The organism is Mesorhizobium sp. P2_C7, assembly GCF_056404515.1.
On sequence record NZ_JBFUDW010000001.1, the window covers coordinates 522,426 to 548,497 of the forward strand.

26 protein-coding genes are annotated in these 26,072 nt (G+C 63.8%); 16 read left to right on the top strand and 10 right to left on the bottom strand.

Annotated features, from left to right (window positions below; all coding sequences use genetic code 11):
* Positions 1-108 precede the first annotated feature (108 nt).
* Positions 109-405, top strand: coding sequence for a hypothetical protein (locus AC1D2G_RS02505; RefSeq protein WP_477411764.1), 297 nt, complete (start codon positions 109-111; stop codon positions 403-405).
* Between the two features lie 144 nt (positions 406-549).
* Entirely contained in the window at positions 550-1,287 is a 738-nt protein-coding gene (gene msrA, locus AC1D2G_RS02510) for a peptide-methionine (S)-S-oxide reductase MsrA (RefSeq protein ID WP_477411766.1), read from the top strand.
* A gap of 136 nt (positions 1,288-1,423) precedes the next feature.
* On the opposite strand, the gene AC1D2G_RS02515 is transcribed toward msrA, so the two are convergent.
* Together AC1D2G_RS02515 and AC1D2G_RS02520 are read right to left on the bottom strand one after the other, a co-directional pair.
* Positions 1,424-1,687, bottom strand: coding sequence for a hypothetical protein (locus AC1D2G_RS02515; protein WP_477411768.1), 264 nt, complete (start codon positions 1,685-1,687; stop codon positions 1,424-1,426).
* Positions 1,665-1,937 (bottom strand): DUF4242 domain-containing protein, encoded by a 273-nt coding sequence (locus tag AC1D2G_RS02520; RefSeq protein ID WP_095083851.1) that lies wholly within the window; start codon positions 1,935-1,937, stop codon positions 1,665-1,667. The genes AC1D2G_RS02515 and AC1D2G_RS02520 overlap by 23 nt, the downstream gene beginning before the upstream one ends.
* A gap of 220 nt (positions 1,938-2,157) precedes the next feature.
* Between AC1D2G_RS02520 and AC1D2G_RS02525 the strand changes: the two genes are divergently transcribed.
* Positions 2,158-4,752: an ATP-binding protein gene (locus AC1D2G_RS02525; protein WP_477411770.1), complete on the top strand. Its 2,595-nt coding sequence runs from the start codon at positions 2,158-2,160 to the stop codon at positions 4,750-4,752.
* Between the two features lie 51 nt (positions 4,753-4,803).
* Here the strand turns inward: AC1D2G_RS02525 and AC1D2G_RS02530 are convergent, their stop codons facing one another.
* Positions 4,804-5,808 (bottom strand): cytochrome d ubiquinol oxidase subunit II, encoded by a 1,005-nt coding sequence (locus tag AC1D2G_RS02530; protein WP_477411772.1) that lies wholly within the window; start codon positions 5,806-5,808, stop codon positions 4,804-4,806.
* 10 nt (positions 5,809-5,818) lie between these two features.
* The gene (locus AC1D2G_RS02535; protein WP_477411774.1) at positions 5,819-7,180 is read right to left on the bottom strand and encodes a cytochrome ubiquinol oxidase subunit I; all 1,362 of its coding nucleotides are present in this window, start codon (positions 7,178-7,180) and stop codon (positions 5,819-5,821) included.
* Positions 7,181-7,451: 271 nt separating this feature from the next.
* On the opposite strand from AC1D2G_RS02535, the gene AC1D2G_RS02540 reads away from it, so the two are divergent.
* Both AC1D2G_RS02540 and AC1D2G_RS02545 read left to right on the top strand, forming a co-directional pair.
* Positions 7,452-8,378, top strand: a complete 927-nt coding sequence (locus tag AC1D2G_RS02540) for an ABC transporter ATP-binding protein (protein WP_477411776.1) — start codon at positions 7,452-7,454, stop codon at positions 8,376-8,378.
* Entirely contained in the window at positions 8,375-9,136 is a 762-nt protein-coding gene (locus tag AC1D2G_RS02545) for an ABC transporter permease (protein WP_477411778.1), read from the top strand. Before AC1D2G_RS02540 ends, AC1D2G_RS02545 begins: the two co-directional genes overlap by 4 nt.
* A gap of 13 nt (positions 9,137-9,149) precedes the next feature.
* On the opposite strand, the gene AC1D2G_RS02550 is transcribed toward AC1D2G_RS02545, so the two are convergent.
* Complete coding sequence (locus AC1D2G_RS02550; protein ID WP_477411780.1) at positions 9,150-10,187, bottom strand: phosphatidylglycerol lysyltransferase domain-containing protein; 1,038 nt, start codon at positions 10,185-10,187, stop codon at positions 9,150-9,152.
* Positions 10,188-10,536: 349 nt separating this feature from the next.
* Here AC1D2G_RS02550 and AC1D2G_RS02555 point away from each other — a divergent pair, with 349 nt between their 5' ends.
* Entirely contained in the window at positions 10,537-11,727 is a 1,191-nt protein-coding gene (locus AC1D2G_RS02555; protein ID WP_477411782.1) for a flavin-containing monooxygenase, read from the top strand.
* Here AC1D2G_RS02555 and AC1D2G_RS02560 read toward each other — a convergent pair.
* Positions 11,719-11,943 (bottom strand): hypothetical protein, encoded by a 225-nt coding sequence (locus AC1D2G_RS02560; RefSeq protein ID WP_457151285.1) that lies wholly within the window; start codon positions 11,941-11,943, stop codon positions 11,719-11,721. The two genes, AC1D2G_RS02555 and AC1D2G_RS02560, sit on opposite strands and share 9 nt — an antisense overlap.
* A gap of 131 nt (positions 11,944-12,074) precedes the next feature.
* Positions 12,075-14,078, bottom strand: a complete 2,004-nt coding sequence (locus AC1D2G_RS02565) for a PhoX family protein (protein ID WP_477411784.1) — start codon at positions 14,076-14,078, stop codon at positions 12,075-12,077.
* A 309-nt stretch (positions 14,079-14,387) separates the two neighbouring features.
* Here AC1D2G_RS02565 and AC1D2G_RS02570 point away from each other — a divergent pair, with 309 nt between their 5' ends.
* On the top strand, positions 14,388-14,894 hold the full coding sequence (locus tag AC1D2G_RS02570; protein ID WP_477411786.1) for a hypothetical protein: 507 nt from the start codon (positions 14,388-14,390) through the stop codon (positions 14,892-14,894).
* A gap of 315 nt (positions 14,895-15,209) precedes the next feature.
* On the top strand, positions 15,210-15,803 hold the full coding sequence (locus tag AC1D2G_RS02575) for a hypothetical protein (RefSeq protein ID WP_477411788.1): 594 nt from the start codon (positions 15,210-15,212) through the stop codon (positions 15,801-15,803).
* Positions 15,804-16,002: 199 nt separating this feature from the next.
* Here the strand turns inward: AC1D2G_RS02575 and AC1D2G_RS02580 are convergent, their stop codons facing one another.
* Positions 16,003-16,665, bottom strand: a complete 663-nt coding sequence (locus tag AC1D2G_RS02580; protein ID WP_477392658.1) for a response regulator — start codon at positions 16,663-16,665, stop codon at positions 16,003-16,005.
* Positions 16,662-18,053 (bottom strand): sensor histidine kinase, encoded by a 1,392-nt coding sequence (locus tag AC1D2G_RS02585; RefSeq protein ID WP_477411790.1) that lies wholly within the window; start codon positions 18,051-18,053, stop codon positions 16,662-16,664. Before AC1D2G_RS02585 ends, AC1D2G_RS02580 begins: the two co-directional genes overlap by 4 nt.
* A 169-nt stretch (positions 18,054-18,222) precedes the next feature.
* Here AC1D2G_RS02585 and AC1D2G_RS02590 point away from each other — a divergent pair, with 169 nt between their 5' ends.
* The 7 genes from AC1D2G_RS02590 to AC1D2G_RS02620 all read left to right on the top strand — a co-directional run bounded on the left by AC1D2G_RS02590 (position 18,223) and on the right by AC1D2G_RS02620 (position 24,296).
* The gene (locus AC1D2G_RS02590) at positions 18,223-18,564 is read left to right on the top strand and encodes a hypothetical protein (RefSeq protein ID WP_477411792.1); all 342 of its coding nucleotides are present in this window, start codon (positions 18,223-18,225) and stop codon (positions 18,562-18,564) included.
* 13 nt (positions 18,565-18,577) lie between these two features.
* Positions 18,578-19,297, top strand: a complete 720-nt coding sequence (locus tag AC1D2G_RS02595) for a phosphatase PAP2 family protein (protein ID WP_477411794.1) — start codon at positions 18,578-18,580, stop codon at positions 19,295-19,297.
* A 284-nt stretch (positions 19,298-19,581) separates the two neighbouring features.
* Positions 19,582-19,860, top strand: coding sequence for a helix-turn-helix domain-containing protein (locus tag AC1D2G_RS02600; RefSeq protein WP_477411796.1), 279 nt, complete (start codon positions 19,582-19,584; stop codon positions 19,858-19,860).
* Between the two features lie 67 nt (positions 19,861-19,927).
* On the top strand, positions 19,928-21,664 hold the full coding sequence (locus AC1D2G_RS02605; protein WP_477411798.1) for a SulP family inorganic anion transporter: 1,737 nt from the start codon (positions 19,928-19,930) through the stop codon (positions 21,662-21,664).
* A gap of 181 nt (positions 21,665-21,845) precedes the next feature.
* Positions 21,846-22,343 (top strand): GNAT family N-acetyltransferase, encoded by a 498-nt coding sequence (locus tag AC1D2G_RS02610; RefSeq protein ID WP_477411800.1) that lies wholly within the window; start codon positions 21,846-21,848, stop codon positions 22,341-22,343.
* A 198-nt stretch (positions 22,344-22,541) separates the two neighbouring features.
* On the top strand, positions 22,542-22,913 hold the full coding sequence (locus AC1D2G_RS02615; RefSeq protein ID WP_477411802.1) for a YciI family protein: 372 nt from the start codon (positions 22,542-22,544) through the stop codon (positions 22,911-22,913).
* A 117-nt stretch (positions 22,914-23,030) separates the two neighbouring features.
* Positions 23,031-24,296 carry an RNA polymerase sigma factor gene (locus AC1D2G_RS02620; RefSeq protein WP_477411804.1) on the top strand — a complete coding sequence of 422 codons (1,266 nt, stop codon included), beginning with the start codon at positions 23,031-23,033 and terminating at the stop codon, positions 24,294-24,296.
* On the opposite strand, the gene AC1D2G_RS02625 is transcribed toward AC1D2G_RS02620, so the two are convergent.
* Complete coding sequence (locus AC1D2G_RS02625) at positions 24,293-24,712, bottom strand: DOPA 4,5-dioxygenase family protein (protein ID WP_477224833.1); 420 nt, start codon at positions 24,710-24,712, stop codon at positions 24,293-24,295. The genes AC1D2G_RS02620 and AC1D2G_RS02625 overlap by 4 nt on opposite strands.
* Before the next feature lie 440 nt (positions 24,713-25,152).
* Here AC1D2G_RS02625 and AC1D2G_RS02630 point away from each other — a divergent pair, with 440 nt between their 5' ends.
* Positions 25,153-26,049 carry an aminoglycoside phosphotransferase family protein gene (locus AC1D2G_RS02630; RefSeq protein ID WP_477411806.1) on the top strand — a complete coding sequence of 299 codons (897 nt, stop codon included), beginning with the start codon at positions 25,153-25,155 and terminating at the stop codon, positions 26,047-26,049.
* Positions 26,050-26,072 lie beyond the last annotated feature (23 nt).

The window sequence follows — 26,072 nt, forward strand, 5'->3', positions numbered from 1 at the left end:
AAAGGATCATGCGCAGACAACGACCCGCGCAACGCCGCAGCAGCGGCGCCGCGACAACCCGGCCCACCGAAAGAGGTGCGCCATCATCCCCAACCCAAGGAGACCATCATGACGACCTTTTCCCGGATGACGCTGCCGGCACTGGCTCTCGCTTTGTGCTCGACGGCACTGTTTGCCGGCGGCATCGCCCGCGCCGACGACGCGACCAACGCCATGAAGCCCGCCGTCAACGCCATGAAGCCGGCGACCGACGCGATGAAACCGGCCGACGCCATGGCACCCGACGCGATGAGCACGAACGCCATGAAGCCCGCGGACAACGCCATGAAGCCGGCAACCGATGCGATGAAGCCGGCAACGGACGCCATGAAGCCGGCGGCGGATGCCATGGCCCCGGCCAACTAGGGTTGACGCTGTTTCCGGCTCCGGTCCCGACACCAGGACCGGATCCGGACGCACGTGAAAGTGAGGCTTCGGCCGCAACTCACCGTCGCATGATCCTCTTTTATCCAATAGACTCCACATGATGGACGTCACAGGAGCTCAGCCATGACCGACATTCGAAAACCAGTCGCCAGACGACAGTCGAATTTTGCCAGGAGCGCGCTCGCCGCGTTGGCGCTTGCCGCCGTGGGCGCCGCCTTCTGGCTGACGCCGGCGGTTTCCGCCGAGGACGCGGTGGTCATCCCGCCGCCGTCGATCGACGAGAAGGCAGCCAGCGGCAGCGAGAAGGCGATCTTCGCCGGCGGCTGCTTCTGGGGCGTGCAAGGCGTCTTCCAGCACGTCAAGGGCGTCAGCAAGGCGGTCTCCGGCTACACCGGCGGCAGCAAGGACACCGCCGTCTACGAGACCGTCGGCTCAGGCAGCACCGGACATGCCGAATCCGTCGAGATTACCTATGATCCGTCTGTTGTAACCTATGGCCAGCTGCTGCAGGTCTATTTCTCGGTCGCCCACAACCCTACCCAGCTGAATTTCCAGGGTCCCGATAGCGGCACGCAGTACCGCTCGACGATCTTTGCCGAAAACGATGCGCAAAAGAAGATTGCGCAGAGCTACATCGCCCAGCTCGACCAGGCCAAGGTCTTCCCCAAGCCGATCGTCACCACGCTGGAAACCGGCAAGACCTTCTATCCGGCCGAGAACTACCACCAGGACTTTTTGACCCTGAACCCGACCTATCCCTACATCGTCTACAACGACCTGCCCAAGGTTGCCAACCTCAAGCAGCTGTTCCCGGCGCTGTACAGCGAGAAGCCGGTGCTGGTGCTGTCGGCCAGCAACTGAGGCAGCTTTGCCGAAGAGGCGTCGGGCRCGACAGCGCCACCCTCTGCCCTGCCGGGCATCTCCCCCCTCGAGGGGGGAGATTGGCAGTTCCGCCGTCCCAGCGACCTTGCAGCGTCGACCGCGGGCGGCGGGGTCTTCAGCGATCCCACCGGTCGTAGTCTCGCCAGTCCCGTCGCGTCTGCCGCTCCGGCAAGCCGATATCGTGCCTCAGATGGTCGCTTTGCGGTGGCAAGCGGCGCTTGCCCAGCAGTTGCGTGGGCAGCTCCACCGCGATCCGCCATAGACGTCCGGGCAAGGAGGGCGCGCGGCCGCTGTTTGCCATGGCCGCGACACCGGCCGGCATGTCGCCATTGCCGCCTCGAGCGATCGTATCTTCATCAGCGATAAAAGTAGGGTTCAAGAACCCTCACCTCCGTGATCTTGTCGACCGGCAGCGAGTTCATCTGGGCGGTGCTGCGGATCGCCTCCGGCGAGGGCGCGTCGTAGACGCAGAAGGTGTGCTTCTTGTCGGGCGACACGAACGACTGCACCCAGGTCACGCCTTTCTCCGCGTTGCGCATGATGACGCCGCCCAGCGCATCGGCGCCGGCTTCGTTCATCGGCACGTTGAGGCCATCCGGAAATGTACGTTCAATCAGGTAACGGGGCATGGGAGACTTCCCTTTCCACTGCTTCACGCTCGATTTTGAGCGCGGTTGGACAAAGATCACGCTCGCAAAGGACGCGCATCGGAGCCTTTCCCTATGTTTGGCGGGACGATTCCCCATGTTAACGACGTTCAGTGCTGGAGCCACAAAGCAGATACCGACCCGGGCTATCCTGGCGGTCGAGCTGGGGTGGGGCGGCAGCAACCGGGATCACCATGAGCGAATGACCATGCTTCTGGAACGGCAGCCACAGCTGGCGCAACTGGACAACCTTCTGGCGGAAGCCGCGCGCGGCCGTGGTCGCGTGTCGGCTTTGTCGGGCGAGGCGGGTGCGGGCAAGTCGACGCTTGTCGATGCGTTCGTCGGCGGTGCCGGCCAGGAGGCGCGCATCTTCCGCAGCGCTTGCGAGGACCTGTCGATCCCCGATCCGCTCGGGCCGCTTTACGATCTTGCGCGCGAGGCACAATGGGCGATGCCGCAGGCGGTCGACGCCCGGCAGGGACAGCGGCTGCCGCTGTTTTCCGACGCGCTGGATGTCTTCGAGGCGAGGACGGGCGCAACGCTGCTGGTGATCGAGGACCTGCACTGGGCCGATGACGCGACACTCGACTTCGTCCGCTTTCTCGGCCGCCGCATTGCCAACACCCATATCCTGCTGCTGGTGACGGCGCGTACCGATCGCAGCGAGGGGCAGATGCGCGTACGCCGCGCGCTGGGCGAAATCCCGTCGGGCAGCGTCGCGCGCATCGACGTGCCGCTTTTGAGCGAGGCAGCGGTGCTGTCGCTCGCCAATGCGGCCGGCCGCGACGGCGATGCCATCTACCGGGCCACAGCTGGCAACGCCTTTTTCGTCACCGAACTGTTGAGCGCCGAAAATGAAACGGCGTTGCCGGCCAGCGTGCGCGATGCGGTGCTGGCGCGCGCCGAAAGCCTGTCGGCCGGCGCCCGCTCGATGCTCGACGCGGTGTCGGTGTTCCCAAGACGGGCCGACGCCTGGGCCTTGCAGGGCCTGTGCGGCGTGGCCAGTGCCGGCCAGCTTGCGGAATGCGTCTCGAATGGCCTGCTGGACGATCTGGGCGACGGCTATGCCTTCCGGCACGACATCGCCCGCCGCGCCATCGAGACGATGCTGACGACAAGCCACAGAAGAGAGTTCAACCAGCGCGCCCTGACAGCGATGCTCGAAAAGGGCGACATTGCCACCGCGCGTTTGGTGCACCACGCGGTGGAGGCGCACAATCTGGAGGCGGTGCGCGAACTGGCGCCGGTCGCCGCCCGGGAGGCTTCCCGCATCGGCGCGCATCGCGATGCTGCCGGCTACTACGAAGTCGCCTTGCGACAGGCTGACGGCCTGCCCATGGAAGAGCGCGCCGGCCTCTACGAGAACTATGCCTTCGAATGCCACCTGATCGGCCGGATCGCCGAGGCCATCGAGGCCCAGCAGCAGGCGCGCGCGCTGCAGCGCGCCCTGGGCAATACGCTGAAGGAAGGCGACAGCCTCAGATGCCTGTCGCGTTTCGCCTATCTGATGGGCGACCGTGAGGCCGCCGATCTGTTCGGCGCTCAGGCGGTCGCGTTGCTGGAGACCGCACCGGCCGGGCCGGAACTGGCCATGGCCTATTCCAATCTCTCGCAACTGGCGATGCTGGCCGAAAGGCTCGACGAGACATTGTCGTTGGGCGACAAGGCGATCAGGCTCGCCGAACAGGTGGATCGGCCGGACATCGTCTGCCACGCGCTCAACAATGTCGGCGCTGCCGAACAATGGCTGGACCTGTCCAGCGCGCGGCTGCACCTTGCCCGCAGTCTCGAAATCGCGCTCGAGCAGAATTTCCAGGAACACGTGGCGCGTGCCTTCACCAATTGCGCCTGCAGTGAAATGAACCAGTTGGACTACAATCAGGCTCAGTCCTTTCTCGATCGCGGCATCGACTATTGCGTCGAGAACGACCTCGCGACCTGGCGTGACTACATGCGCGGCGTGCGGGCGCAGTTGCTGCTGCGTTACGGACGATGGGACGAGGCGGCTGCCGAAGCGCTGGAAGTCGTCACCAACGACCGCGCAGCCGCGTTGGTGCGCTATCCCGCCTTGGTGGCTCTGGCGAAATTGCGCCTGCGCCGCGGCGATCCTTCAGCCGAGCCGCTTCTGGCGGAAATGAAGCGGTTTCTCGAAAAGGGTGCTGAGCTGCAGAGGCTGCTGCCCTATGCGGCGGTCGTCGCCGAACAGGCATGGCTGGGCGAGGCGGAAGAGGACGAGGCGCTGCGGCTGATAGACCTTGCCGAAAGCCTTTCACCGAAGCCTGCGGTCTTTGCCGAACTGGCCAGCTGGCGGCGTTTGCTGGTGCCGGCGATTGGCCCCGGCGACACGTCGGGCATGGCCGCGCCCTACCGGATGCTTCTGGAAGGCGACTGGCAAGGGGCGGCGGATTTGTGGGCCGCGATGGACGCTCCCTTCGAACGTGGGCTTGCCCTGGTTCAGGGCGATGAGGCGGCGCAGCGCTCGGCGCTCGAGATATTCGAAAACCTCGGCGCCAGGCCGGTCGCCCAGCACGTGCGCGACCTCATGCGGCGAAACGGTGTCAATCACATCACGCGGGGACCGCGCCGCACCACGCGCGCAAACAGCGCCGGGCTGACCCTGCGCCAGATGGAAGTGCTGCAACTGATCGAGCGCGGCTTCTCCAACAAGCGGATTGCCGACCACCTCGCCATTTCGCCGAAGACGGTCGACCACCACGTCTCGGCGGTTCTGGGAAAACTGGACGCCATCTCCCGTGGCGAAGCGACGGCTGCGGCACGCGACTCAGGGCTGATCTGAAGCACCGCACCTGCTTGATCTGCAGGATGGCCACTGGCGACCGGTAAGGCGTCAGTCGTAGGTCAAATCCGTAGCCTTGCCGCCGAACACCCGGTAGGCATAGAACGAATAGAAGATGATGACCGGCAGCACGACCACCGTGCCGGCCAGGATGATGGCCAGGCTTTCCGGCGCCGAAGCCGCCTGCCAGATGGTCAGCCTGTCGGGCACCACGAATGGGTAGAACGACCAGGCAAGACCTGCAAAGCCGAGCGCGAAGATGGCGGCCAGCGTCAGGAACGGCGTCAGCGAATGGCGGTCGTCGGGCCTGGGCAGGTGGAAGGTCTGCCGCCACAGCCACAGGAACAACAGTGCCGACAGGATCGGCAGCGGCGACAGATAGAGCATCGCGGGAAAGACGAACCATTTGTCGAAGATGCGCGGGCTGGCGAACGGCGTTGCCAGCGACACCGCGGCCATGCCGAGCGCGGTCAGCACAAGGGCGGTGCGCAACCAGCGCACGGCCTTCTTCTGCAGCTCGCCCTCGGTCTTGTAGATCACCCAGGCGGCACCCATCGCCGCGTAAGCCGCAGCAAGGCAGAGCGCAACCAGCACGCCGAACGCCACGCCGCCCGGGCCGACATCGAGGCCGAGCACATAGACGCCCAGCATATAGCCCTGCGCCAGCGAGGCGATGACCGAACCCAGGAAGAAAATACGGTTCCAGCGATGCTTCTTGCCGCTCGGCACCTTGGCGCGAAAATCGAAGGCGACGCCGCGCAGGATCAGCCCGATCAAGAGCACGAACACTGGGATGTAGAGCGCGGTCAGGATGACCCCATGCGCCAGCGGGAAGGCGACCAGGAGCAGGCCGACGGCCAGCACCAGCCAGGTCTCGTTGGCGTCCCAGAACGGACCGATGGCCGCGACCATCGTGTCCCGCTCGGTGTCTTCGGCGGCGGCGAATAAGATGCCGATGCCGAGATCGAAGCCGTCGAGTATGACGTAGATCAGGATGGCGAGGCCCATCAGGCCGGCGAAGATCAGGGGCAGCAGGGTTGGCCAGTCGAAGGTCATTGTCTTCTCCTCACTCGCCGGCCGCCGGCTGCGACAGGGCTGCGTTCATCACCCCAGGCAGCGGCGATGCATCGCCGTCCTTCGCCGCCTTCAGCGCCAGGTGCACCAGCACGCCGAGATAGGCGATCAACAAAAGCACATAGAGGATGAGGTAGATGGCCAGCGTCAGCGCGACATGGCTGCCCGCCACCGGCCCGACCGCGTCGGCGGTCTTCAGCACGCCGGTCACCAGCCAAGGCTGGCGACCGATCTCGGTGGTGTACCAGCCGGCCAGCGTCGCCAGCCAGCCCGACAGCGCCATCGGCACCATCAGCAAGGCGAGCGGCTTCGGCAGGCTGTGCCGGCGCTTGAGGAAGAAGGCGGCCGACCAGGAAACCGCAAGCATCAGCAGTCCCGTACCGACCATGATGCGGAAGCTCCAGAAGATTGGAAAGACCGGCGGATGGTTGCCTGGATAGTCGTTCAGCCCCGGCACCACGCCGCTGGTGCGGTGCCGCAGCACCAGGCTGGCGCCGTCGGGAATGGCGATCTCGAACCTGTTTTCCTTCGCCGCCTCGTCGGGCAGGGCGAAGAGCACCAGCGGCACGTTGGGGCCGGTGTTCCAGTTGGCCTCCATGGCGGCGATCTTCTGCGGCTGATGCTCCAGCGTGTTCAGCCCGTGCTGGTCGCCGGCGAAGATCTGGATCGGGATCAGGATCGCCGCGGTGAAGACGCCGGTGCGCAGCGCCTTCCACATCGATTCCGAGCGGTCGCCATAGAGATAGCGCAGCGCTGACAGGCCGGCGATCAGGAACGACACTGTCAGGCCGGAGGCGAGCAGCATGTGGGCCAGCCGGTAGGGCATCGACGGGTTGAAGACGATCGCCCACCAGTCGACGGCGTGCGCGACGCCATCGCGTATCTCGAAGCCGGCCGGCGTCTGCATCCAGGAATTGAGCGCGATGATCCAGAACGCCGAGAGGGTCGTGCCGCCTGCCACCAGCACCGTCGCCAGCGTGTGGATGCGGTTGGAGACGCGACGGAAGCCGAACAGCATGATGCCGAGGAAGGCCGCTTCGAGGAAGAAGGCGGTGAGGATCTCGTAGGCCAGCAGCGGCCCGGCGATGTTGCCGACCTTTTCCATGTAGCCCGGCCAGTTGGTGCCGAACTGGAAGCTCATGGTGACGCCCGACACCACGCCCATGGCGAAGGACAACGCGAACACCTTCACCCAGGTGAAATAGGCACGCATCCAGGCGGAATCGTTTGTCGCATTGTAGCGGAGCTTGAAGAACAGCAGCACCCAGCCAAGCGCAATGGTGATCGTCGGAAACAGGATGTGGAACGAAATATTCGCGCCAAATTGCATGCGCGACAGGATGAGCGGGTCCATGGTGGGCTCCGGCTGCTTCTAATGTGGCAAGAATAAGCCCGTCGCGCCTGTCGGTCAAAGCGGCGTCCCGCCGCGAGGCGGAACGCCGCAGCGCCCGGGCAAGATGACGCTTGCGTGCTGCAGCCGTGTCGGATTGCAACCGCCGCCGGCCAGCACTGGCCGGCCTGCAACGATTGTCGAGAACTGTCAGCAGCGGCGTCGACTTGCGGTTGCACGCACCGGCATTCAGCCTATATCAGGGGACCTCTCTTTCAGGCAGCCGTTTCCAGCCATGCCCTCCATCCTGTCCATTTCCGGGGTCTCCAAGACCTACGCCACCGGCTTCACCGCGCTCAAGGAAGTCAACCTCGACATCGAGCGTGGCGAGATATTCGCGCTGCTCGGCCCCAACGGCGCCGGCAAGACGACGCTGATCTCGATCGTATGCGGCATCGTCAATCGTTCGTCGGGCACCGTCACCGTCGACGGTCACGACATCAACAGGGACTACCGCGCCGCGCGCAGCCTGATCGGCCTAGTGCCGCAGGAACTGACCATCGACGCCTTCGAGAGCGTCTGGGCGACTGTCAATTACAGCCGTGGCCTGTTCGGCAAGCCGGCCAATCCGGCCTTCGTAGAGAAGGTGCTGCGCGATCTGTCGCTATGGGAAAAGAGGGACGCCAAGGCGATTACGCTGTCGGGCGGGATGAAGCGCCGGCTAATGATCGCCAAGGCGCTGTCGCATGAGCCGCGCGTCCTGTTCCTCGACGAGCCGACCGCCGGCGTCGATGTCGAACTGCGCCAGGACATGTGGGCGATGGTGCGCCGGCTGCGCGAGGACGGCGTCACAATCATCCTCACCACCCACTATATCGAGGAAGCCGAGGCGATGGCCGACCGCGTCGGCGTCATCAACCGTGGCGAGATCATCCTGGTCGAGAACAAGGCCGAACTGATGCACAAGCTCGGCCGCAAGCGGCTGGTGATGGAGCTGCGCAGCCCGCTGACGGTCATTCCCGAAACCTTGTCGCGCTATGCGCTGGAGCTGTCGCCGGATGGCGGGCAGCTGACCTACACCTATGACAACCAGGCCGAGCGGCCGGGCGTCGCCTCGCTGATCCGCGATCTCGAGGCCGGCGGCATCCAGTTCCGCGACATCGACACGCAAAACAGTTCGCTCGAGGAGATCTTCGTCAATCTGGTGAGGAGAGAGCCATGAACCTGCGTGCGGTATGGGCAATCTACCGGATGGAAATGGCGCGTGCCTTCCGCACCGTGCTGCAGAGCATCGTCTCGCCGGTCATCTCCACGTCGCTCTATTTCGTCGTCTTCGGCTCGGCCATCGGCTCGCGCATCACCGAGATCGACGGCATCAGCTACGGCGCCTTCATCGTGCCAGGGCTGATCATGCTGTCGCTGCTGACGCAGTCGATCTCCAACGCTTCCTTTGCCATCTACTTCCCGAAATTCGTCGGCTCGATCTACGAGCTCCTGTCGGCGCCGGTGTCCTATCTGGAGATCGTCATCGCCTATGTCGGCGGTGCCGCGACCAAGTCGATCCTGCTTGGCCTGATCATCCTGGCCACCGCCTCGCTGTTCGTCCCGCTGACCATCCAGCACCCGTTCTGGATGGTTGCCTTCCTGGTGCTGACGGCGGTGACCTTCAGCCTGTTCGGTTTCATCATCGGCATCTGGGCAAAGAGCTTCGAGCAATTGCAGCTGGTGCCACTGCTGATCATCACGCCGCTCACCTTCCTCGGCGGCAGCTTCTATTCGATCGACATGCTGCCCGGCATCTGGCGCACTGTGACGCTGTTCAACCCGGTCGTCTATTTGATCAGCGGCTTCCGCTGGAGCTTTTTCGGCAAGTCCGATGTCTCGGTCGGCGTCAGCCTCGGCATGACGATCGTCTTCCTGCTGGCCTGCATAGCGATCGTCGCCTGGATCTTCAGGACAGGTTACCGGCTAAGGAACTGACGAACCTCAGATCTCAAATCGCCTTGACCAGCCGCAGCAGCCCCAGCATCTCCACATATGTCCCCTTGCGAAAGGCGATGTAGACCGGCTCTTCGACACCGTGGAAGCGGCGCTTGAACGCCGCCTGGCCTTGCAGGTTGAACCTGCGGCGGTTGACCCATGGCGAAGAGTAGGCGCGCTGGAAGGCATTGCGCCAGAAATCGCTTTCGGCAAACCCGCTCGGGACCACATCGAGCATCGGCGACAGGCCGAGAGTGACTACCGAGATGCCTTGCTCGCGGAAACGGTCGACGGCGAATTTGGTCAGGCCGATCTCGGCGTGCGGCGAGGCGTCGATATGCTTGCGCTTGAACGCCGTGGTGTAGCCGATCACCTTGCCGTCGCGAAACAGCGGGTCGAAGTCGAGCAGTGCGACCAGTCCGCCATCGGGGCCGTGCAGGACGAAACGGCGCATGTCGGTGCCGAGATGGTCGGCGAAGGGGCGGTTGAGAAAGCCCATCTCCCAGCGTTTGACGATGCGGTCGCCGCGCCAGTTTTCGGAAAGCCGGGCGATTTCGTCGAGATGGACGGTCCGCATGTCCTCGTCGAACCAAAATCCCTTCTTCAACAGCCAGCGCTCGGAATAGCGCACGGTCTCGTTGCGCTTTCCGGAAAAATCATGGTCGGGCAGGTTGAGGCGGGTGTCGATGCCGAGGCGATTGATCTTGTAGCCGAGCCCGGCCAGCACCCGCGCCGTCTCCTCGCCGATCTGCACGAACCACGGGCTGCCGGCGGTTTCGACGAAGCGTCTGATGTAATCGGGCCGCAGCATTGGAGCCACCACGGGATCGCCGAGCGCGAAATGGCGCCCCATCTTGGTGCCGAAGGCGATGTAGCCGTCGGCGTCGCCGAAATAGGAAAGCTTGCCTTGCACGGCGGTCGAATAGGCAAGCGAGAAGTCACCATGGCGGCGAACAAGCGCCAGGCGCTCGACATGGGTCAGCCTCTGCCGCGCCACCTTTGGCGCGACGTCCTCAAGGATTTTGTCGAAATAGATCCGCAAGGAGGGCATGGTCGAAGTTCCGCGAGCCGCCTACAGCGCCGCGCCCAGGACGCGCAAAGGTGCTGTAACACTTTGATTCTGCGCATGACCCCGGAAATCGACTCGATTTCGGGCATGCACGTGGGGGAATAGCAGAGACCCGCCAGCCCCAGGGCCTCGAATCAATCACATTGCCGCGACCTGATTACCGCTGATATCGCGCATATGCCATATAGTGCGCAATCGCGGACGGCGCATGCTCGAAATTCGGGTTCGATTCGCGATATATAAATCAACCGCAGGATCGAGCCGCCGCGGCCTCCCTTGGCGACCACGGGAAGCGTGGCGTCGGAAGGGTCGAATGGAGATCAAAGAAGGAATGGCTGAGACGACCATCAGACCGGTGACGAACGAACCGGTCGAGCCGGCGATCGTCGTCGGTGCCGGTGCCGCCGGGCTGGCTGTCGCACATGCCTTGATGAACGTCGGCGTGCCCACGGCAATCCTGGAAAAGGAAAGCCGGTTGGCCGAGCCCTGGCACCGGCGGCATCGGCAATTGCATCTCAACACCCATCGCGATCTGTCCTCTCTGCCCGGTCTTGCCTATCCCCAGGGCACGCCTGCCTTTCCGCACAAGACGGTCGTCATCCGCCATATGAATGATTTCAGGGAGGAGAACCGGCTGCCGGTGCAGTTTGGCGTAGCTGTCGAAGAAATCGTCTTCAAGGGTGATCACTGGGCGCTGCTGACCAGCGCCGGACCGCGCCTGGCCCGCCATGTCGTCATCGCCACCGGCCGCGACAGGCAGCCCTTCATTCCCGAATGGAAAGGCATGACGGGTTTCGCCGGCCGCATCATCCACGCGGCGGATTTCGGCGACGCACGGGACTATGCCGGCAAGAAAGTGCTGGTCGTCGGCGCCGGCAATTCGGGCTTCGATACGCTCAATCATCTGGCCGGCATAAACACGGCCGCGATCTGGCTGTCGGCCCGCAACGGCCCCGCGCTGCTGCCCAAGCGGTTCGGCAAGATCGCCGTGCACCGGCTTTCGCCGTTCATGGCACGCTTGCCCTTGCGCGTCGCCGATGCGGTGATGGCGGCGACGCAGCGCCTGGTTTTCGGCGACCTGACCAAATTCGGCATGCCGCCCGCGCCTTCGGGTGGCGCCAGCCGCCTGACCTCGGACTACACCGCGATCGCCTCCGATGACGGCGCCGTCAGCGCCATAAAGGCCGGCAAGATCGTTGTGGTGCCGGCGATACGGGAATTCGCCCGCGACGGCGTGATCCTGGCCAATGGCAACCTGATCCATCCCGACATCGTCATTGCCGCGACAGGCTACCGCACCGGGCTGGAGCCCATGGTCGGCAAGCTCGGCGTCCTCGACAAAAAGGGCGTTCCGCTCTTCAACGGCGGGCAAGCCGATCCAAAATTGCCCGGCCTGTGGTTCACCGGCATGCGGCCGAGCATTCGCGGCTGCTTCGCCAATGCCGGCATCATGGCCAAGGCGATCACCAAACGGATTGCCAGTTCCGCTGGCACCTCCGACCAATCCGGCGCTTCACGCTGACTTGGGCTCAAGCCTCCGGAAGCCGACAGCCTCGATCAGCATGTCCTCTTCCACCATGCCGGCATTGTGCAGCGCCAGCAGGGTGAGAGCCAGTTCGCGAGCCTCGGCCGATTCGGGATGCGCTTCGCGGCGCCGGCAGGCTTCGTCGAACACACGTTGCAAGGTGGCGACTTCGGCAGGTTTGAGCAGGCCACGGTCATAAACGGACTTCGGCATGGCAATCTCCTGGTAAAGACCTAGGGCGCCATGTGTAAATTGCCAATCTTTCCCGTGGCTTGAATGATTGACGCAAAAAAGGAGGGGCTTCGGCTCGCCGAAACCCCTCCCTGAGATTGCGGTGCTTGATATTATACCGCGATCTTGCCGCCGCCCTGTCTGGTGATGGCGACGACCGCCGGCCGCACCGGCATGTCGGGCTTGAAGTCGGGCCAGCGCGTCGACAGGTCCTCATAGTAGGATGGGCGGCCGAACGCTTCCCAGTCCTCGCCGCCGTCACCCGGATGCTGGACGGCGACAAAGGCGGTCTGATCGTCAGGGGCGAACAGCGGGCCACACATTTCGGCGCCGATCGGCACGCGGAAGAACAGTTTCGAGGTTGCCCGCGCCGAGCCTTCCGTGTCGACCGCCCACAGCCCATCGGTGCGGCCGGTGGTCTTTGGGCTCTGGCCGTCGGTGGCGACCCACAGGCGTCCGGCTGAATCGACCGCGCAATTGTCGGGCATGCCGAACCAGCCATTGGCCGTCGTCGCCGTCGAGAAGGTGGCGCCTACATCGGCAACCGCCGGATCGCCACATTTCAAAAGCACTTCCCACTTGCCCTTGGTGGCAGTGAAATCGCCGCCATCCTCGGCGATCTCGATGATGTGGCCAAAAGCGTTTTCGGCGCGCGGGTTGGCGGCATCGACCTGGTCTGCCTTGCGCTTCGAATTGTTGGTCAGCATGACATAGACCTTGCCGTTGACGGCATTGGGCTGGATGTCCTCTGGGCGGTCCATCTTGGTGGCGCCGAGCAGGTCGGCGGCGCGTCGTGTCTCGATCAGCACGTCGGCCTGGCTTGCAAAGCCGTTTTCGGCGGTCAACGGTCCCTGGCCGAAGACGATCGGCAGCCATTCGACGGAGCCGTCTTCGGCGAACTTGGCGACATGCAGCGTGCCGTCGTCGAGCAGATCCTTGTTGGCCGCGAGGTCATTGGGATTGAACTTACCGCTGGTGACGAACTTGTAGGCATAGTCGAAGCGCTCGTCGTCGCCGAGATAGAAGACGACGCGGCCATCCTTGGCGACGATCGATTCGGCGCCCTCGTGCTTGAAGCGGCCCATGGCGGTGCGCTTCCTCGGCGTCGAGGTCGGATCGTTGACATCGACCTCGACGATCCAGCCGAAGCGGTTGGCCTCGTTCGGCTCCTTGGCCAGGTCGAAGCGGTCATAGTGCGCCGCCCATTCATAGGCGCCTTCGGGAATGCCGAGGCGCTTGTAGTTGGCGGCTTCCTTGTGGCCCTCGGGCAATTCGCCGGAGAAATAGCCGTGGATGTTCTCCTCGGCCATCACATAGGTGCCCCACGGCGTGACGCCGCCGGCGCAATTGTTGAAGGTGCCCAAAACCTTCGTGCCGGACGGGTCGGCATTAGTCTTGACGCGGTCATGGCCGGCAACCGGGCCGGACAGCGCCATTTCGGTGTTGGAAGTAATGCGGCGGTTGAGCTTGCCGTCGCGCACGACTTGCCATTTGCCGCCGTCCTTGCGGATCTCGACGATGGTACCGCCATGCGCCGCCATCTCGACATCGACCTGTTCCTTGCTGAGCGGCGAGACGTCGGCCGATTTCTTGCCGTCCTTCTCGACGATCTTGACGATGCCCGGGAACATCAGATGCGGGTTGGTGTATTCGTGGTTGACGACCAGCAGGCCGTGTTCGGCCGAACCGTCGATCGCGATGTAGCCGACATAGTCGTTGTTGTAGCCGAACTGTTTCGCCTGCGCCTGCGCCGATTGCTTGGTCGGGTCGAACTCCGGCGAATCGGCAAACAGCGGATCGCCCCAGCGCAACAGCACATCGGCATCGTAGCCCGGTGCGACATGGTGCTTGTCGTCGATGCCGGCCTCCAGCTCGTCGAACGCGAAGGCGGAGCCTTCGGCGGCCCGGGCCTGGTCGGCGCTGACCAGCGCCAGCGGGCTGACGGTGGCGGCGATCGCCGAGACGGCCAGCGAGCCTTTCAGGAAACCACGGCGCGAGAACCGCGCGGCGATGATCTCGCCCATGGTGCGGTTGTCGGTGGGATTGGTGGCCGGTCCGGCGTTTTCTTCGAGCAGGCTGGTGCGGAATTTGGCGTCGGGGGAGCGATGTTCGGTCATCTGGCTTGCCTCTGGCTTTGCGGGTGGCTGGAGCGTGTTGCCTCTTCAACCCCCTTATAGTCACCTGATCACATTTTCGTGACATCAAAAGCCTTTCAGCCGCGACAGCATTCTGAGACGTCGGCTAAGCACTCTGCGAGCAGCACGTAACACTGGGACAAAGGTCCCTTGTCAGGTCCGGCAAAGGTCCCTTGGCGGCACCGCATCGGTCGTGGGCCGGTTACGCGAGGCCGCCATGTCGGCGATGGTGGGTCCCTTGCGAAAACGCCGGCGGTGAAATCCGCCTGCCTGATCGAAGAGGAGACCAGGATGCGCAGATCGATCGCGACCCGCTGTTGCTGGCTGGCGCTGAGGGCGACCTCGGCACTGGCGCTGGCCATCGCCCCCTATCAACTCGCTTTCCACGGCTCTGGTCCCGGCATCGTTGCCGCAAGCGCGCATGCCAAGGATGGCGGACATGGCAGTGGCGGTGGAGGTGGCGGCGGAAATGGCAGCGGCGGGAGTGGCGGGAGCGGCAACAGCGGCAACGGAAACGGTAACTCCGGAAACGCTGGCGGAGACAATGGTGCCGGCGACGATCACGGCGCAGCCGGCAATTCCGGGGTCGGCAAGGGTCACGACGACGATGGAGATCACGTCAACGCGAAAACCGGTGACAAGGTCGAAGTAGACGGCAACAAGATCGAGGTCGAGCATCCCGACGGCATCACGGAAGAGATCGAGAACGGCCGTTTCCAGATGAAGGATGCAGTCGGCCGCACGATTGTCGAGCGTCCGGCGACGGCAAACGACATCAGTCGACTTCGGGCCTTGTGAAGCAGAAGGCCCCTGTGAAGCAGGTCAACTGGGGAACGACCAGCCTGACAAGTCACCTCCGCCGCCCCCGGCGGAGGTGACTTGATGTTCGGCGGCATCAGTAAGCCAGCTTCCAGTCGGCGATGGCGGTCGCCGCCGTCCATACAACGCATATATTAGCACAAGCTTGGGACTTTAGTCCAATCTTGCGCTTGCAAAGGTCCTGGGTGACAAGCGCAACGGTCGGATACGGCTTTCGGGTATCTTTTCTTTCGGCGATGCTGGTGCAACTCCAACGTCGACGGTGGCACGCCAGCTCAATCGACGGAGATCACCATGCATAGATCGATCACGACCCGTTGTTGCCGGCTGGCGCTCAGATCGGCGGCCGCGCTGGCGCTGACCATCGCTCCCTATCAGATTGACCTCCACGGCTCCGCTCCTGGAATACACGCAGCTAGCGCACAGGCCGGTAAGGGCGGCGGTGGCGGCGGCAATGGTGGTGGCGGAGGCAATGGTGGTGGCGGCGGTGGCGGAAACGGTGGCAACAGCGGCGGCAACGGAAACGGCGGCAACAGCGGCGGCAATGGAAACGGCAACAGCGGCGGTAACGGTAACGGAAACAGCGGCAATAGCAGCGGTAACGGAAACAACGGCGCCGGCGACGGAAACGGCAAAGGAAATAGCGGAACCGCCAGCGGCAACTCCAAATCCGACCAGGGGCAGAACGAAAATGGCAACGGTCGTCATGTCAACGCCAAGACCGGTGACGAGGTCGACGTGGAGGGCAAGACGATCACGGTCCAGCATCCCGACGGCATAATGGAAAAGATCGAGAATGGCCGTTTCAGGATGGAGGATTCGCTCGGGCGCACGATCATCGATCGCGGAGCCACGCCGGCGGATTTCAGCCGCCTCAAAGCGTTGTGAAGTTGGCCAACAGGCAACGGCCGGCTTCACACGTCACCTCCGCCGCCCCCGGCGGAGGTGACCTCTCTTTTGTCACCCGGTTTCCGGCTGATGCGTGTCGCCCAGAAGTAGAGGCAACGACAAAGACTTAAAGCGCGCCTGATAGAGCTGTTCGGCGTTTCCGTGAAACGGTGAGCCGCTCTCGGGATGGCCGAAGCCTCTACGAATGGTTCCGGTCCCGGTCGCGCGACTCACGCATCATCAAGGCTGCTTCGGTGCGGTTTCGCACATTGAGCTTCGACAGCACGCCGGTCATGTGATGCTTGACGGTCTTCTCCTGCAGCTCCAGCCGCAAGGCAACTTCCTTGTTGCTTAGGCCCTCCGCCACCAGTCGCAGAATTTCTGCCTGTCGCTCGGTGAGTTGCCGCAGCCGGTCCACTATGCCGTCGGTCGGCTGCAGGGACTGGAGATCCGAAAGCAGGCGGGCTGACAGCGTCGGCGAAAGATAGCTTTCCCCGGCCGCCACGCTGTGCAGGATGTCTGCGAGCGCGCGCGACCCGACGCCCTTGAGGACATAGCCACGCACCCCGGCGTTCAGGGCCCTGGTCACGTCGGCATTGGCCTCCGAAACGGTCAACATGACGATCTTCTGGGCGGGATGGCTGGAGAGGATGCTTGCAACCGCGGTCAGACCGCCGCCCGGCATGGAGATATCGAGCAGCAGAATGTCCGGCCGTACGGTCGAGACGATGCGCTCGGCATCCTGCGCCGTGGCGCCCTCGCCAACCATCTCGAAGCCGCCGATTTCCGTCAGGCTGCGCGTCACGCCCTCGCGAAAGAGGGGATGGTCGTCGATAATGGCAATGCGAATGGCGCCGATCATGCTTGCTCCTCGACCGATAGGCGGATCACCAATCGCGTGCCGTGCGGCCCGGTCAGGGTTTCAAACTGGCCGCCAATGCTTTCGACCCGCTCTCTGAGCCCGGCGAGCCCGAGACCCTCGACGCGTGCCGGATCGAAGCCCGGCCCGCCGTCCGAGACTTCAACGAAAAGCCTGCTGCCTTTCATCCCCGCACTCACCGCCTGATCCTTGCCTCGCCCGTGGCGATAGGCATTGTTCAACCCTTCCTGCACGAAACGATAGATGCTGATCTTCTCGGAGGCGCCGGGCTCTGGCAAGTGTCCGGCCAGCGTGAGTGTAACCGACGTTCCCGTCCTCATCTCGTGTTCGTTGACGGCCAGCCGCAGGATGTCCGTTGTGGCTGCCGTCTCGATCTGCGGCAGGACGAGGCCAGTGCAGATACCGCGTATTTCGCGCATCGCATCCTCCAGCGTCTTGCGGATCATCGCAACCTCGGTCGAGCGGCTTTCGCTCGAATGGCCGTCGCCGGAAAATACCGGACTGTCCATGCGCAGCGCCGCCAGCGCGACGAGTTGGGCCGGACCGTCATGCAGGTCAGCGCCGATGCGGCGCAGGTATCTTTCGTTGAGCGCGGTGGCACGGCGGGACGCCCGCTGCACGCGAACCCGCAAGGCGTTGTTTTGCGCCACCAGACCCTGCAGCTCCGACACTTGGCGGCGCAGCGCCCCGCGCTGGTCGTCGATGGTGCGGCTGCCGCGCAGGACGATGCCGGACAGGAGCACAAATGCCGCCAGGGTCGCGCCGGCAACGATCAGCCAGCTTGACAGCAGAGCCGAAGCCAGGGTGGCTTTGAAGTCGTCGGCGACCTCATAGAATTCTGTGACGGCCACCACTTCGCCGGACCACGGTTCGCGCACGGGATTGTAGATCTCGAGCAACGGCAGGCCGATCGCCTCTGCCTGGCTTTCGTTCTCGTCAAACGTATCGAACTGGGCGACGACATTGCCCTCGAAGGCGGAACGCAAACCGGGGCTCAGATCGAAGCGATGGCCGATCAAACCCGCCTCCTTCGCATAGAGAACGGTGCCGTCACGGCGCCAGAGCCTGAACGATACGATGCGCTTGCCGAGCGCGCCCTGGCCGAGCGTCTCATCGAGCGCTTGTTTGACGCTATCGCTGAGTTCCTGGCTCTTGCGCAGGTCGGGCAGCAGCGGCGCAATCACGCTGTCGACATAGAGCGCCGTCGTGGCAGCCGAATTGCGGATGACGCCGTCCCGGATCTGTGTCGTCACCCAGGCGCCCACCACCAGCATGACGGCCAGAAGGCCAAAGCCGCCGGCAACGAGGAATTGCAGCGCGAGAGAAAGCTCGCTCCAGCGTCGCAACAAGTTTTGAAGAATGCGAATCATGGCCCCCGACCGCCCTTCAATCGACAGGCTGGGCGATGCCGGCACTTTGAGCTTCCATCCTGCCGTTGCCAAGGCCTTCGTTTGATCAACGTCGCTTGACGTCCCGGCGCGCTTCGGAAACAAGTCCGCGATACATGCGGCGCGATCCGCTTCGAGAGGGGACAGGACGTTGAGTTTTTCGGGGTTGCTGCAGCTTGGCTTTTCGACGGTGATCTTCCTGCTGGCGGCGATGGCGGCCAAGCAATGGGGCATGGCGCCGAGCCTGGGCAAGATACTGCTGACGCTGGCGCTCTATTCCCTGGGCAATCTGATCATGCTGCGGCTGATCCGCGAATTCGGCATGTCGGTGTCGTTCAGCCTCTCGGCCGTCATCCAGCTGGTCTCGGTGAATGTCGTCGCCCTGATGTTCTTCGGTGAGCGCGTCAACACGCTGCAGGCGACCGGCATCGTGCTGGCGATCGCCGCCGTGGCGCTGATCACGCTCGGGCCCTATCTGCAGGGGCGGTTGTAAGGGCGAGTTGCCGATGAAGAACGCCGCCAATGCACTGCTGAACCGGATCGAATTCCCGGTGCTGCTGGCCGGCCTGGTCATCGCCGGCTGCCTGTGGGGGTTCGAGGAGTTGATGGAGGTGGCGCGGGCTACCACGCCGCACGCCTTCGACACCGAAATCCTGCTCGCCTTCCGCCAGCCGGACCAGCCGGGTGTGCCGATCGGCCCGCTTTGGCTGGAAGGCGCCATGCGCGATATCACCAGCCTCGGCAGCTCGGCCGTGCTGGTGCTGATCACGGCGGCGACGATCGTCTATCTGTTGTTGATCCGCCGTCCGGCAACGGCGCTGCTCATCTTCGTCGCGGTGGCGGGCGGCCAGGTGCTGTCAAGCCTACTCAAACTCGGTGTCGACCGGCCGCGGCCCGAACTCGTTTCGCATCTGGTCAACGAAACCTCGCTGTCCTTTCCGAGCGGTCACGCCATGCTGTCAGCGGTGACCTATCTGACGCTCGGCTCGCTGGCGGCGAGTTTCCTGCCGGGAAGGGTGACGAAGATCTATGTGTTGTCGCTCGCCGTGCTGGTGACGCTGCTGGTCGGCGTCAGCCGCATCTATCTCGGTGTCCACTGGCCGTCGGATGTGCTGGCCGGCTGGTGCGCCGGCTTCGCCTGGGCAATGCTGTGCTGGTTGGCGGCCCGCGCATTGCAGCGGGGACGCGGACGGCCCCTGAACGACGAAAGCGAAATTGCAGATTGACGGCCCGGGCAGAAATCAAATCAGTCGGTTGATCAGCCCATGCCCACAGCCTGCCAGCAAAAGAACCAACGACAGCAAGCATGCCGATGTCATGAAGCTCCTGAAAAGATTCAACCGCGCTACCCCCTGCCCCAGATGGAACACCCTAGCTTGAAGTCCCCAGGAAGTATCTGACAAAATGGACAAACAGGCGCTTACGTCTCAGACATTCATGTTGATGCTTGAAACATCACAATGATGGTATTATACGCTAAAGCCGCAGACTCAGACGGGGATTTCGGCCGATGATCACTGCCGCGCAGATGCGCGCCGCAAGGGCGCTGGCCGGTATCGATCAGAAGTCGCTCGCCGAACGCGCCGGGGTTTCGCTTCCGACCATCCAGCGGATGGAGGCGAGCGACGGCGTGGTCAGGGGCGTGGTCGATACGCTGATGAAGGTCATCCAGGCTCTCGATGAGGCCGGGGTGGAGCTGATCGGCGAGAACCAGACCAGCGAGCGCGGCGGCAGGGGCGTGCGCCTCAAGCCTGTCGTGCCGCCGGATCCGAAGGCTGAGCCGGCATAAAGTCGCGACGGCGACCGCCGACAGTCCTGCCGACGATCCCGCCGCCTTCTGGAGCGGAAACCAGTCCATGGATCAGGCGCAGCGGACAGTGCATCAATCGGCCCAGAGGTCGGCCCAAGGGTCGGCAAAGCCGACATTTTCCGAATTGTTCACGCCAAAGCTAGTGACGGTCTGGCGCGAGGGCTACCATCTGCCGCAGTTCAAGGCCGACTTCATGTCCGGCCTGACCGTCGCCATCGTCGCGTTGCCGCTGTCGATGGCGATCGCGATCGCCTCGGGCGTGACGCCGGAGCGCGGCCTCTATACCTCGATCATCGGCGGTTTCATCATTTCGGCGCTCGGCGGCAGCCGCTTCCAGATCGGTGGGCCCGCCGGCGCCTTCATCGTGCTGGTGGCAGCAACGGTGGCCCGGGTCGGCGTCGACGGGCTGTTGCTGGCGACCATGATGGCCGGCGTTTTCCTGCTCGCCATCGGCTATCTCCGCCTCGGCACCTACATCAAGTTCATCCCCTATCCAGTGACGGTCGGCTTCACCGCCGGCATCGCCGTCATCATCTTTTCAGGACAGATCGTCGAACTGTTCGGACTGAAACTTGCCGGCAAGGAGCCTGGACCGCTGGTGCCGAAACTGATGGCGATCGGTGAGGCGGCCGGCACCATCAACCTCGCCGCGACCTTCGTGGCGGTGTTGACCATCGTCACCATCGCCGGCCTGAAGCGCTGGCGGCCGACATGGCCCGCCATGCTCATCGCCATCGGCCTGGCGTCGCTGGTGGTGGCGTTGTTTGCGCTGCCTGCGGAGACGATAGGCACTCGCTTTGGCGGCATCCCACGCAGCCTGCAAATGCCTGCCTTGCCGCCGGTCAGCCTAGGCAGGATGATTGACGTGCTGCCGGATGCCATAGCCTTTGCCCTGCTCGGCGCGATCGAATCGCTGCTGTCGGCGGTCGTCGCCGACGGCATGACCGGTCGGCGGCACCGTTCCAACTGTGAGCTAGTGGCGCAAGGCTTCGCCAACATCGCCTCGGCTCTGTTTGGCGGCATCTGCGCCACCGGCACCATCGCCCGCACGGCGACCAATGTGCGGGCCGGCGCGCATGGACCGATTTCTGGCATGATCCACTCCGCCATCCTGCTTGCGCTGATGCTGGCGGCCGCGCCGCTCGCCAGCTACATCCCGCTTGCCGCCCTTGCCGGCGTGCTGGCGGTGGTGTGCTGGAACATGTTCGAGAAGCAGGCTTTCGCCACGCTGCTGCGCGCGTCGCGCGGCGACGCGCTGGTGCTGATGGTGACCTTCCTGCTCGTCGTCTTCCGCGACTTGACCGAAGGCATCGTCGTCGGCTTCGTGCTGGGGTCGATCCTGTTCATCGACCGCATGGCCAAGTCGATCGCGGTCGAGGCCGACTTGCCGCTGGTGCAGGAGGATGTCGCCGACAGCAGCGGCAGCGCCTATGATGCCAGTGAGGCAAGCGACGTCGATACCGTCGTCTACCGCATCTCCGGCGCCTTCTTCTTCGGCGCCGCATCGACTGTCGGCACCGTGCTCGACCGCATCGCCGACCAGCGCAAGAATTTCATCCTCGACTGCTCGGCCGTGCCGTTCCTCGATTCGACCGCGGCCAATGTCATCGAGGGCGCCGCCCACAAGGCCAGGCGCGCCGGTGTCCGCTTCATCATATCGGGCGCCTCGCCGCAGACACGGCGCATGCTGATCAACCACGGCGTCAAGCGGCCGCTGGTGACCTACGCCGCCTCGATCCGCGACGCGCGGGCACAGCTGAACGGGAAACGAGAGACGCAGTAGTGGTCGGGATTTGCCGGCCGGGAGCCACTTGGTCAGGTGAAACTTGTCCGCCGTCAGCGCCGATCGCCAGGCCCCGTTTTTGACCCGAAGCGGCCACTGGCTCAATCCCCGATTTGGATGATCCCACTGGACCGCAGCCGGGATCGACCGCAAAGTGCAACGACAGGGGAGGAGGGCTGTCGTGGCCGACGAGGTGGTTATTCGTGAACTCAATGGGCTCGATGAGATACTCTCGATCTATCCGGTGTACCGGCTGAGCCACTCGCATCTGGACGAAGCGGCGTTTCGGGAACGGCTGTCGGCCATGCTCGCGCAGGGCAACTACCGCTGTATCGCGGCCTATGTCGGCGATCGGATGGTGGGTGTCTCCGGCTTCTGGACGGGCATTCAGCTCTGGTGCGGGAAGTACATCGAAGCCGACCATGTGGTGGTCGACACGACGCTGCGCCGCCTTGGCACGGGCAGCAGGCTGATGGCGTGGATCGAGGCGGAGGGCGAGCGGACTGGATGCGCTGTCTTTCGTATCGCTATGGTGCTTGGCAAGGAACCCACGCACCAGTTTTATGTTCGAAACGGCTTCTTTGATGACGGCCTTCTCATGGTGAAGGCCCTGAGCCTAGGCGCGGCGGAGTTTCCCGAGTATGTATCGCGACCTGCCAAGCCAGGCCTGGGGGGCTAGCGGCTCGCAGCCATTTCTCTTCGGGTGTCCGCTTCCGGCTTTTGACCATTGCCGACTTCGATCCCTGGCCCGGAAGCGGCCTGCGCGCCTTGCGCCTCAACCGTCGAAGAAATTTGCGGGACGATGTCGATTTCCGTAGACCCCGTTCGTCGTTTCGATGCGAGGCCGATGAGGCCGGCTCAAAACAGGAGACAGACGATGCGAGTGATGGTGTTCGTGAAGGCGACCGAAGACAGCGAAAAGGGCTTTGTCCCCACGCCCGAGACGATGGCGATGATGGAGGCGATGGGCAAGTACAATGACGAGCTGCGCAATGCCGGCATCCTGCTCACCGCCGATGGCCTCAAACCCTCCTCGGAAGGCAAGCGTATTGCGTTCGATGGTCCCGGCCGCAGGGTCATCGACGGGCCTTTCGCCGAGACCCGCGAGCTGGTCGCCGGCTTCTGGCTTTGGGAAGTCAAGGATATGGACGAGGCGGTGGCCTGGGTGAAACGCTGCCCCAATCCCATGCCGGGACCGAGCGAGATCGAAATCCGGCCGCTGTACGAGATGGCTGATTGGCAGGAGTAGCTGACGCCGGAGGTCATGGAAATTCATGACCGGACCCGCGCGAAGCTCAGCGGCCCTAGCGACTGTCGGCCGTAGCCTGCTTGCCTGCCTTGTGACTTTGGCCAACAATGCGGCGGCATGACAGCAGGCGAGACGCACCAGGCGATCGAAGCGATTTTTCGCATTGAACGGGCCCGGCTCATCGCGGGTCTGGCCCGCGTCGTGCGCAATGTCGACCTTGCTGAGGAACTAGCGCAGGACGCCCTGGTCATTGCCCTTTCGCGATGGCCCGGGACCGGTGTTCCGGCCAATCCCGGTGCCTGGCTGATGACGGTGGCCAAGCGCCGCGCCATCGACGCGATCCGTCGCGACAAGATGCGCGCGCGCAAGCATGAGGAGATCGCGCGCGAGCAGGACGGCGAAGTCGACGACACGCCCGGGATGATCGAAGCGGCCATGAACGACGATCTAGGCGACGAATTGCTTGGCCTCATTTTCACGGCCTGCCATCCCGTGCTTTCGGCCGACGCCCGCGCCGCGCTCACGCTGCGTGTCATCGGCGGTCTGACGACGGACGAGATCGCCCGTGCCTTCCTCTCGACTGAGGCGACGATCGCCCAGCGCATCGTCCGCGCCAAGAGGACGATCGGCAAGGCCGGATTGAGTTTCGAGGTGCCGCGCGGCGCCGAACGCACGGCGCGGCTCTCTTCGGTGCTTGAGGTCGTCTACCTCATCTTCAATGAAGGTTATGCCGCCACGGTGGGCGACGATCTTGTCCGGCCGGGCCTGTGCCGGGAAGCGCAACGGCTGGGCCGCATGCTGGCGGGGCTGATGCCCGAGGATGCCGAAGTGTTCGGCCTGCTGGCCCTGATGGAAATCCAGGCATCGCGCCTGCCGGCACGCATTGGCCTGGACGGTGACCTGATGCCGCTGACCGAGCAGGATCGCGCACGCTGGGACCAATTGCTGATCCGCCGGGGCCTTGACGCGCTGGCTCGCGCCGAGACGCTCGGGGGCGATGGCCCTTATGCACTGCAAGCCGCACTCGCGGCCTGCCATGCGCGCGCACGCAGCCCGGCCGATACCGACTGGCCCCGCATTGCAGCGCTCTACGACCGGCTGCGGGCCGTGATGCCCTCACCGGTGGTCGATCTCAATCGAGCGATCGCCCACAGCATGGCCTTCGGGCCCGAAGCCGGCCTGCGGCTGGTGGACGAGATTGCCGACGCCGCCGCGCTGCGCAACTATGCGCCACTGCCGGCGGCGAGGGGCGACTTCCTGTTTCGGGCCGGCCGGCTGGCCGAGGCCCGCTCCGAATTCGAGACCGCGGCCACGCTTACCCGCAACATGCGGGAAGCCGCCTTTCTCCTCGCCCGCGCGGACGCTTGCGCCGAGAACAGCTAGGCCGAGAGGGACGGGTTGGTGTTGGGCGGCAGCGCTTCTTCCGCCTCATGATCGTCCGGAAGACTATCGCCGTTCACGGCCAGCGGCCGGCCTATCCAGACCGGATCGACCAGATGGTCGCGCCTTGGGTTGGTCGTGTTCGGGTGGATGAGTATGCTGAGCCCCCTATGGTTCAGCATCAGCCACGGGACGAGTGAGGCGAAAATCTCGCTCGCAAATGAGACCTGATACATTGCCTGATCATGCGGCCCTACTTTCTGCTCATGCCAATTGCCCAGGCGCACGCGGAAACGTTCTCCGATGCGAAGACGCAGCCACTCGGCATGTTGCCGCTCGCTTTGCCCGTCGTAGTAGATATGGGCATGATAGCTGGCAATCTCGGCGAGCGGCCTTGGACTGGCGGCGTCTTCGTTCACCTCGATAGTCTCCTTCGATGATTGTCGCTTCCGGCATAACTGTAGCCGAAGCACGGACGCCTTGTCTGCAACCGGTGCGGGTTCGTTCGAGTTCGGTCCAGTCGTCTGTTTCTCGCAGGATAGCACATCGGGCTTGGAATTTTTCCCCTAGGTGTTGACGGCACGCGGGACGAGCATCGGGTTCACTGGGGGTGTGCGATGACAGGCGTCTCGATACGCCGCGCGGACTTCATGATGGTCCTGGCCCATGGTGACTGGGCGGCGCCGGGGACTGGACCGGAAGCCGCAAGTTCCCGGCCCTGGGCTGCCTGTCTGAAAAGCGCCTGTTTCAGACATTTTGGGATCTACTGCGAAGACATGGAAGCGGACATTGGTCCCTGCATTCGCTAAAACCACCAAACGATTTGCCCTTCATGCCGAGCTCGGCAGGACGAGAACTGATGATGCATGACGATCAGGTGGATCTCGACATCGATGTCGCCCGCCGGATGATCCGCGATCAGTTTCCCCAGTATCGTCATGAGGACATCACCCCAGTCAGATCGTCGGGAACCGTCAACGCCATCTTCCGCATTGGCTCGAAGAGCACTGCGCGGTTCCCACTGCGGGCGATGAACCCGACCGAATGCGCCGATATGCTTCGGTCGGAGGCCGCTGCCATGGTCGAGCTTGGAGAACATTGCCTGTTTCCGACGCCTCAACCGATTGGTCTCGGCGAGCCAGGTCCTCACTATCCAATGCCATGGGCATTGCAAACGTGGATCGAAGGCGAGGTTGCCACGCCGCACGGGCTCAGTGGATCGCAGACGTTCGCCCTGGACCTTGCACACCTCGTGGCATCGTTGCGCAAAGCGGACACACGGGGCCGACGCTTCGACGGTCAAGGACGTGGTGGACATCTCTCCGATCATGACGATTGGATGAATGTTTGCTTTGAAAACAGCGAGGGCCTTCTCGACGTGGCTCGCCTGCGCGACTTGTGGGCTCGCTTCCGCGAGTTGCCATCCGCTGGGCCTGTCGTGATGAGTCACAAGGACCTTATCCCACCAAACCTTCTCGTGCAGGCAGAGCGTCTTGTCGGAGTGCTTGATGGTGGCAGTTTCGGACCAGCCGACCCGTCGCTGGATTTGGTCGTCGCGTGGCATCTCCTGGACCGCGAGCGAAGGGCGACCTTTCGCTGCGGCCTTCAAGTTGAGGACCTTTGGTGGCAGCGTGGTGCGGCTTGGGCATTCCAGCAGGCGATGGGTCTCGTCTGGTATTACCATCGCACCAACCCCGCCATGAGTGCGCTTGGGCGCAGCACGCTCTCTCGCATTCTCGATGATCCCGACATCTGAACTCTGGTAGTCGGGGCGCGCGC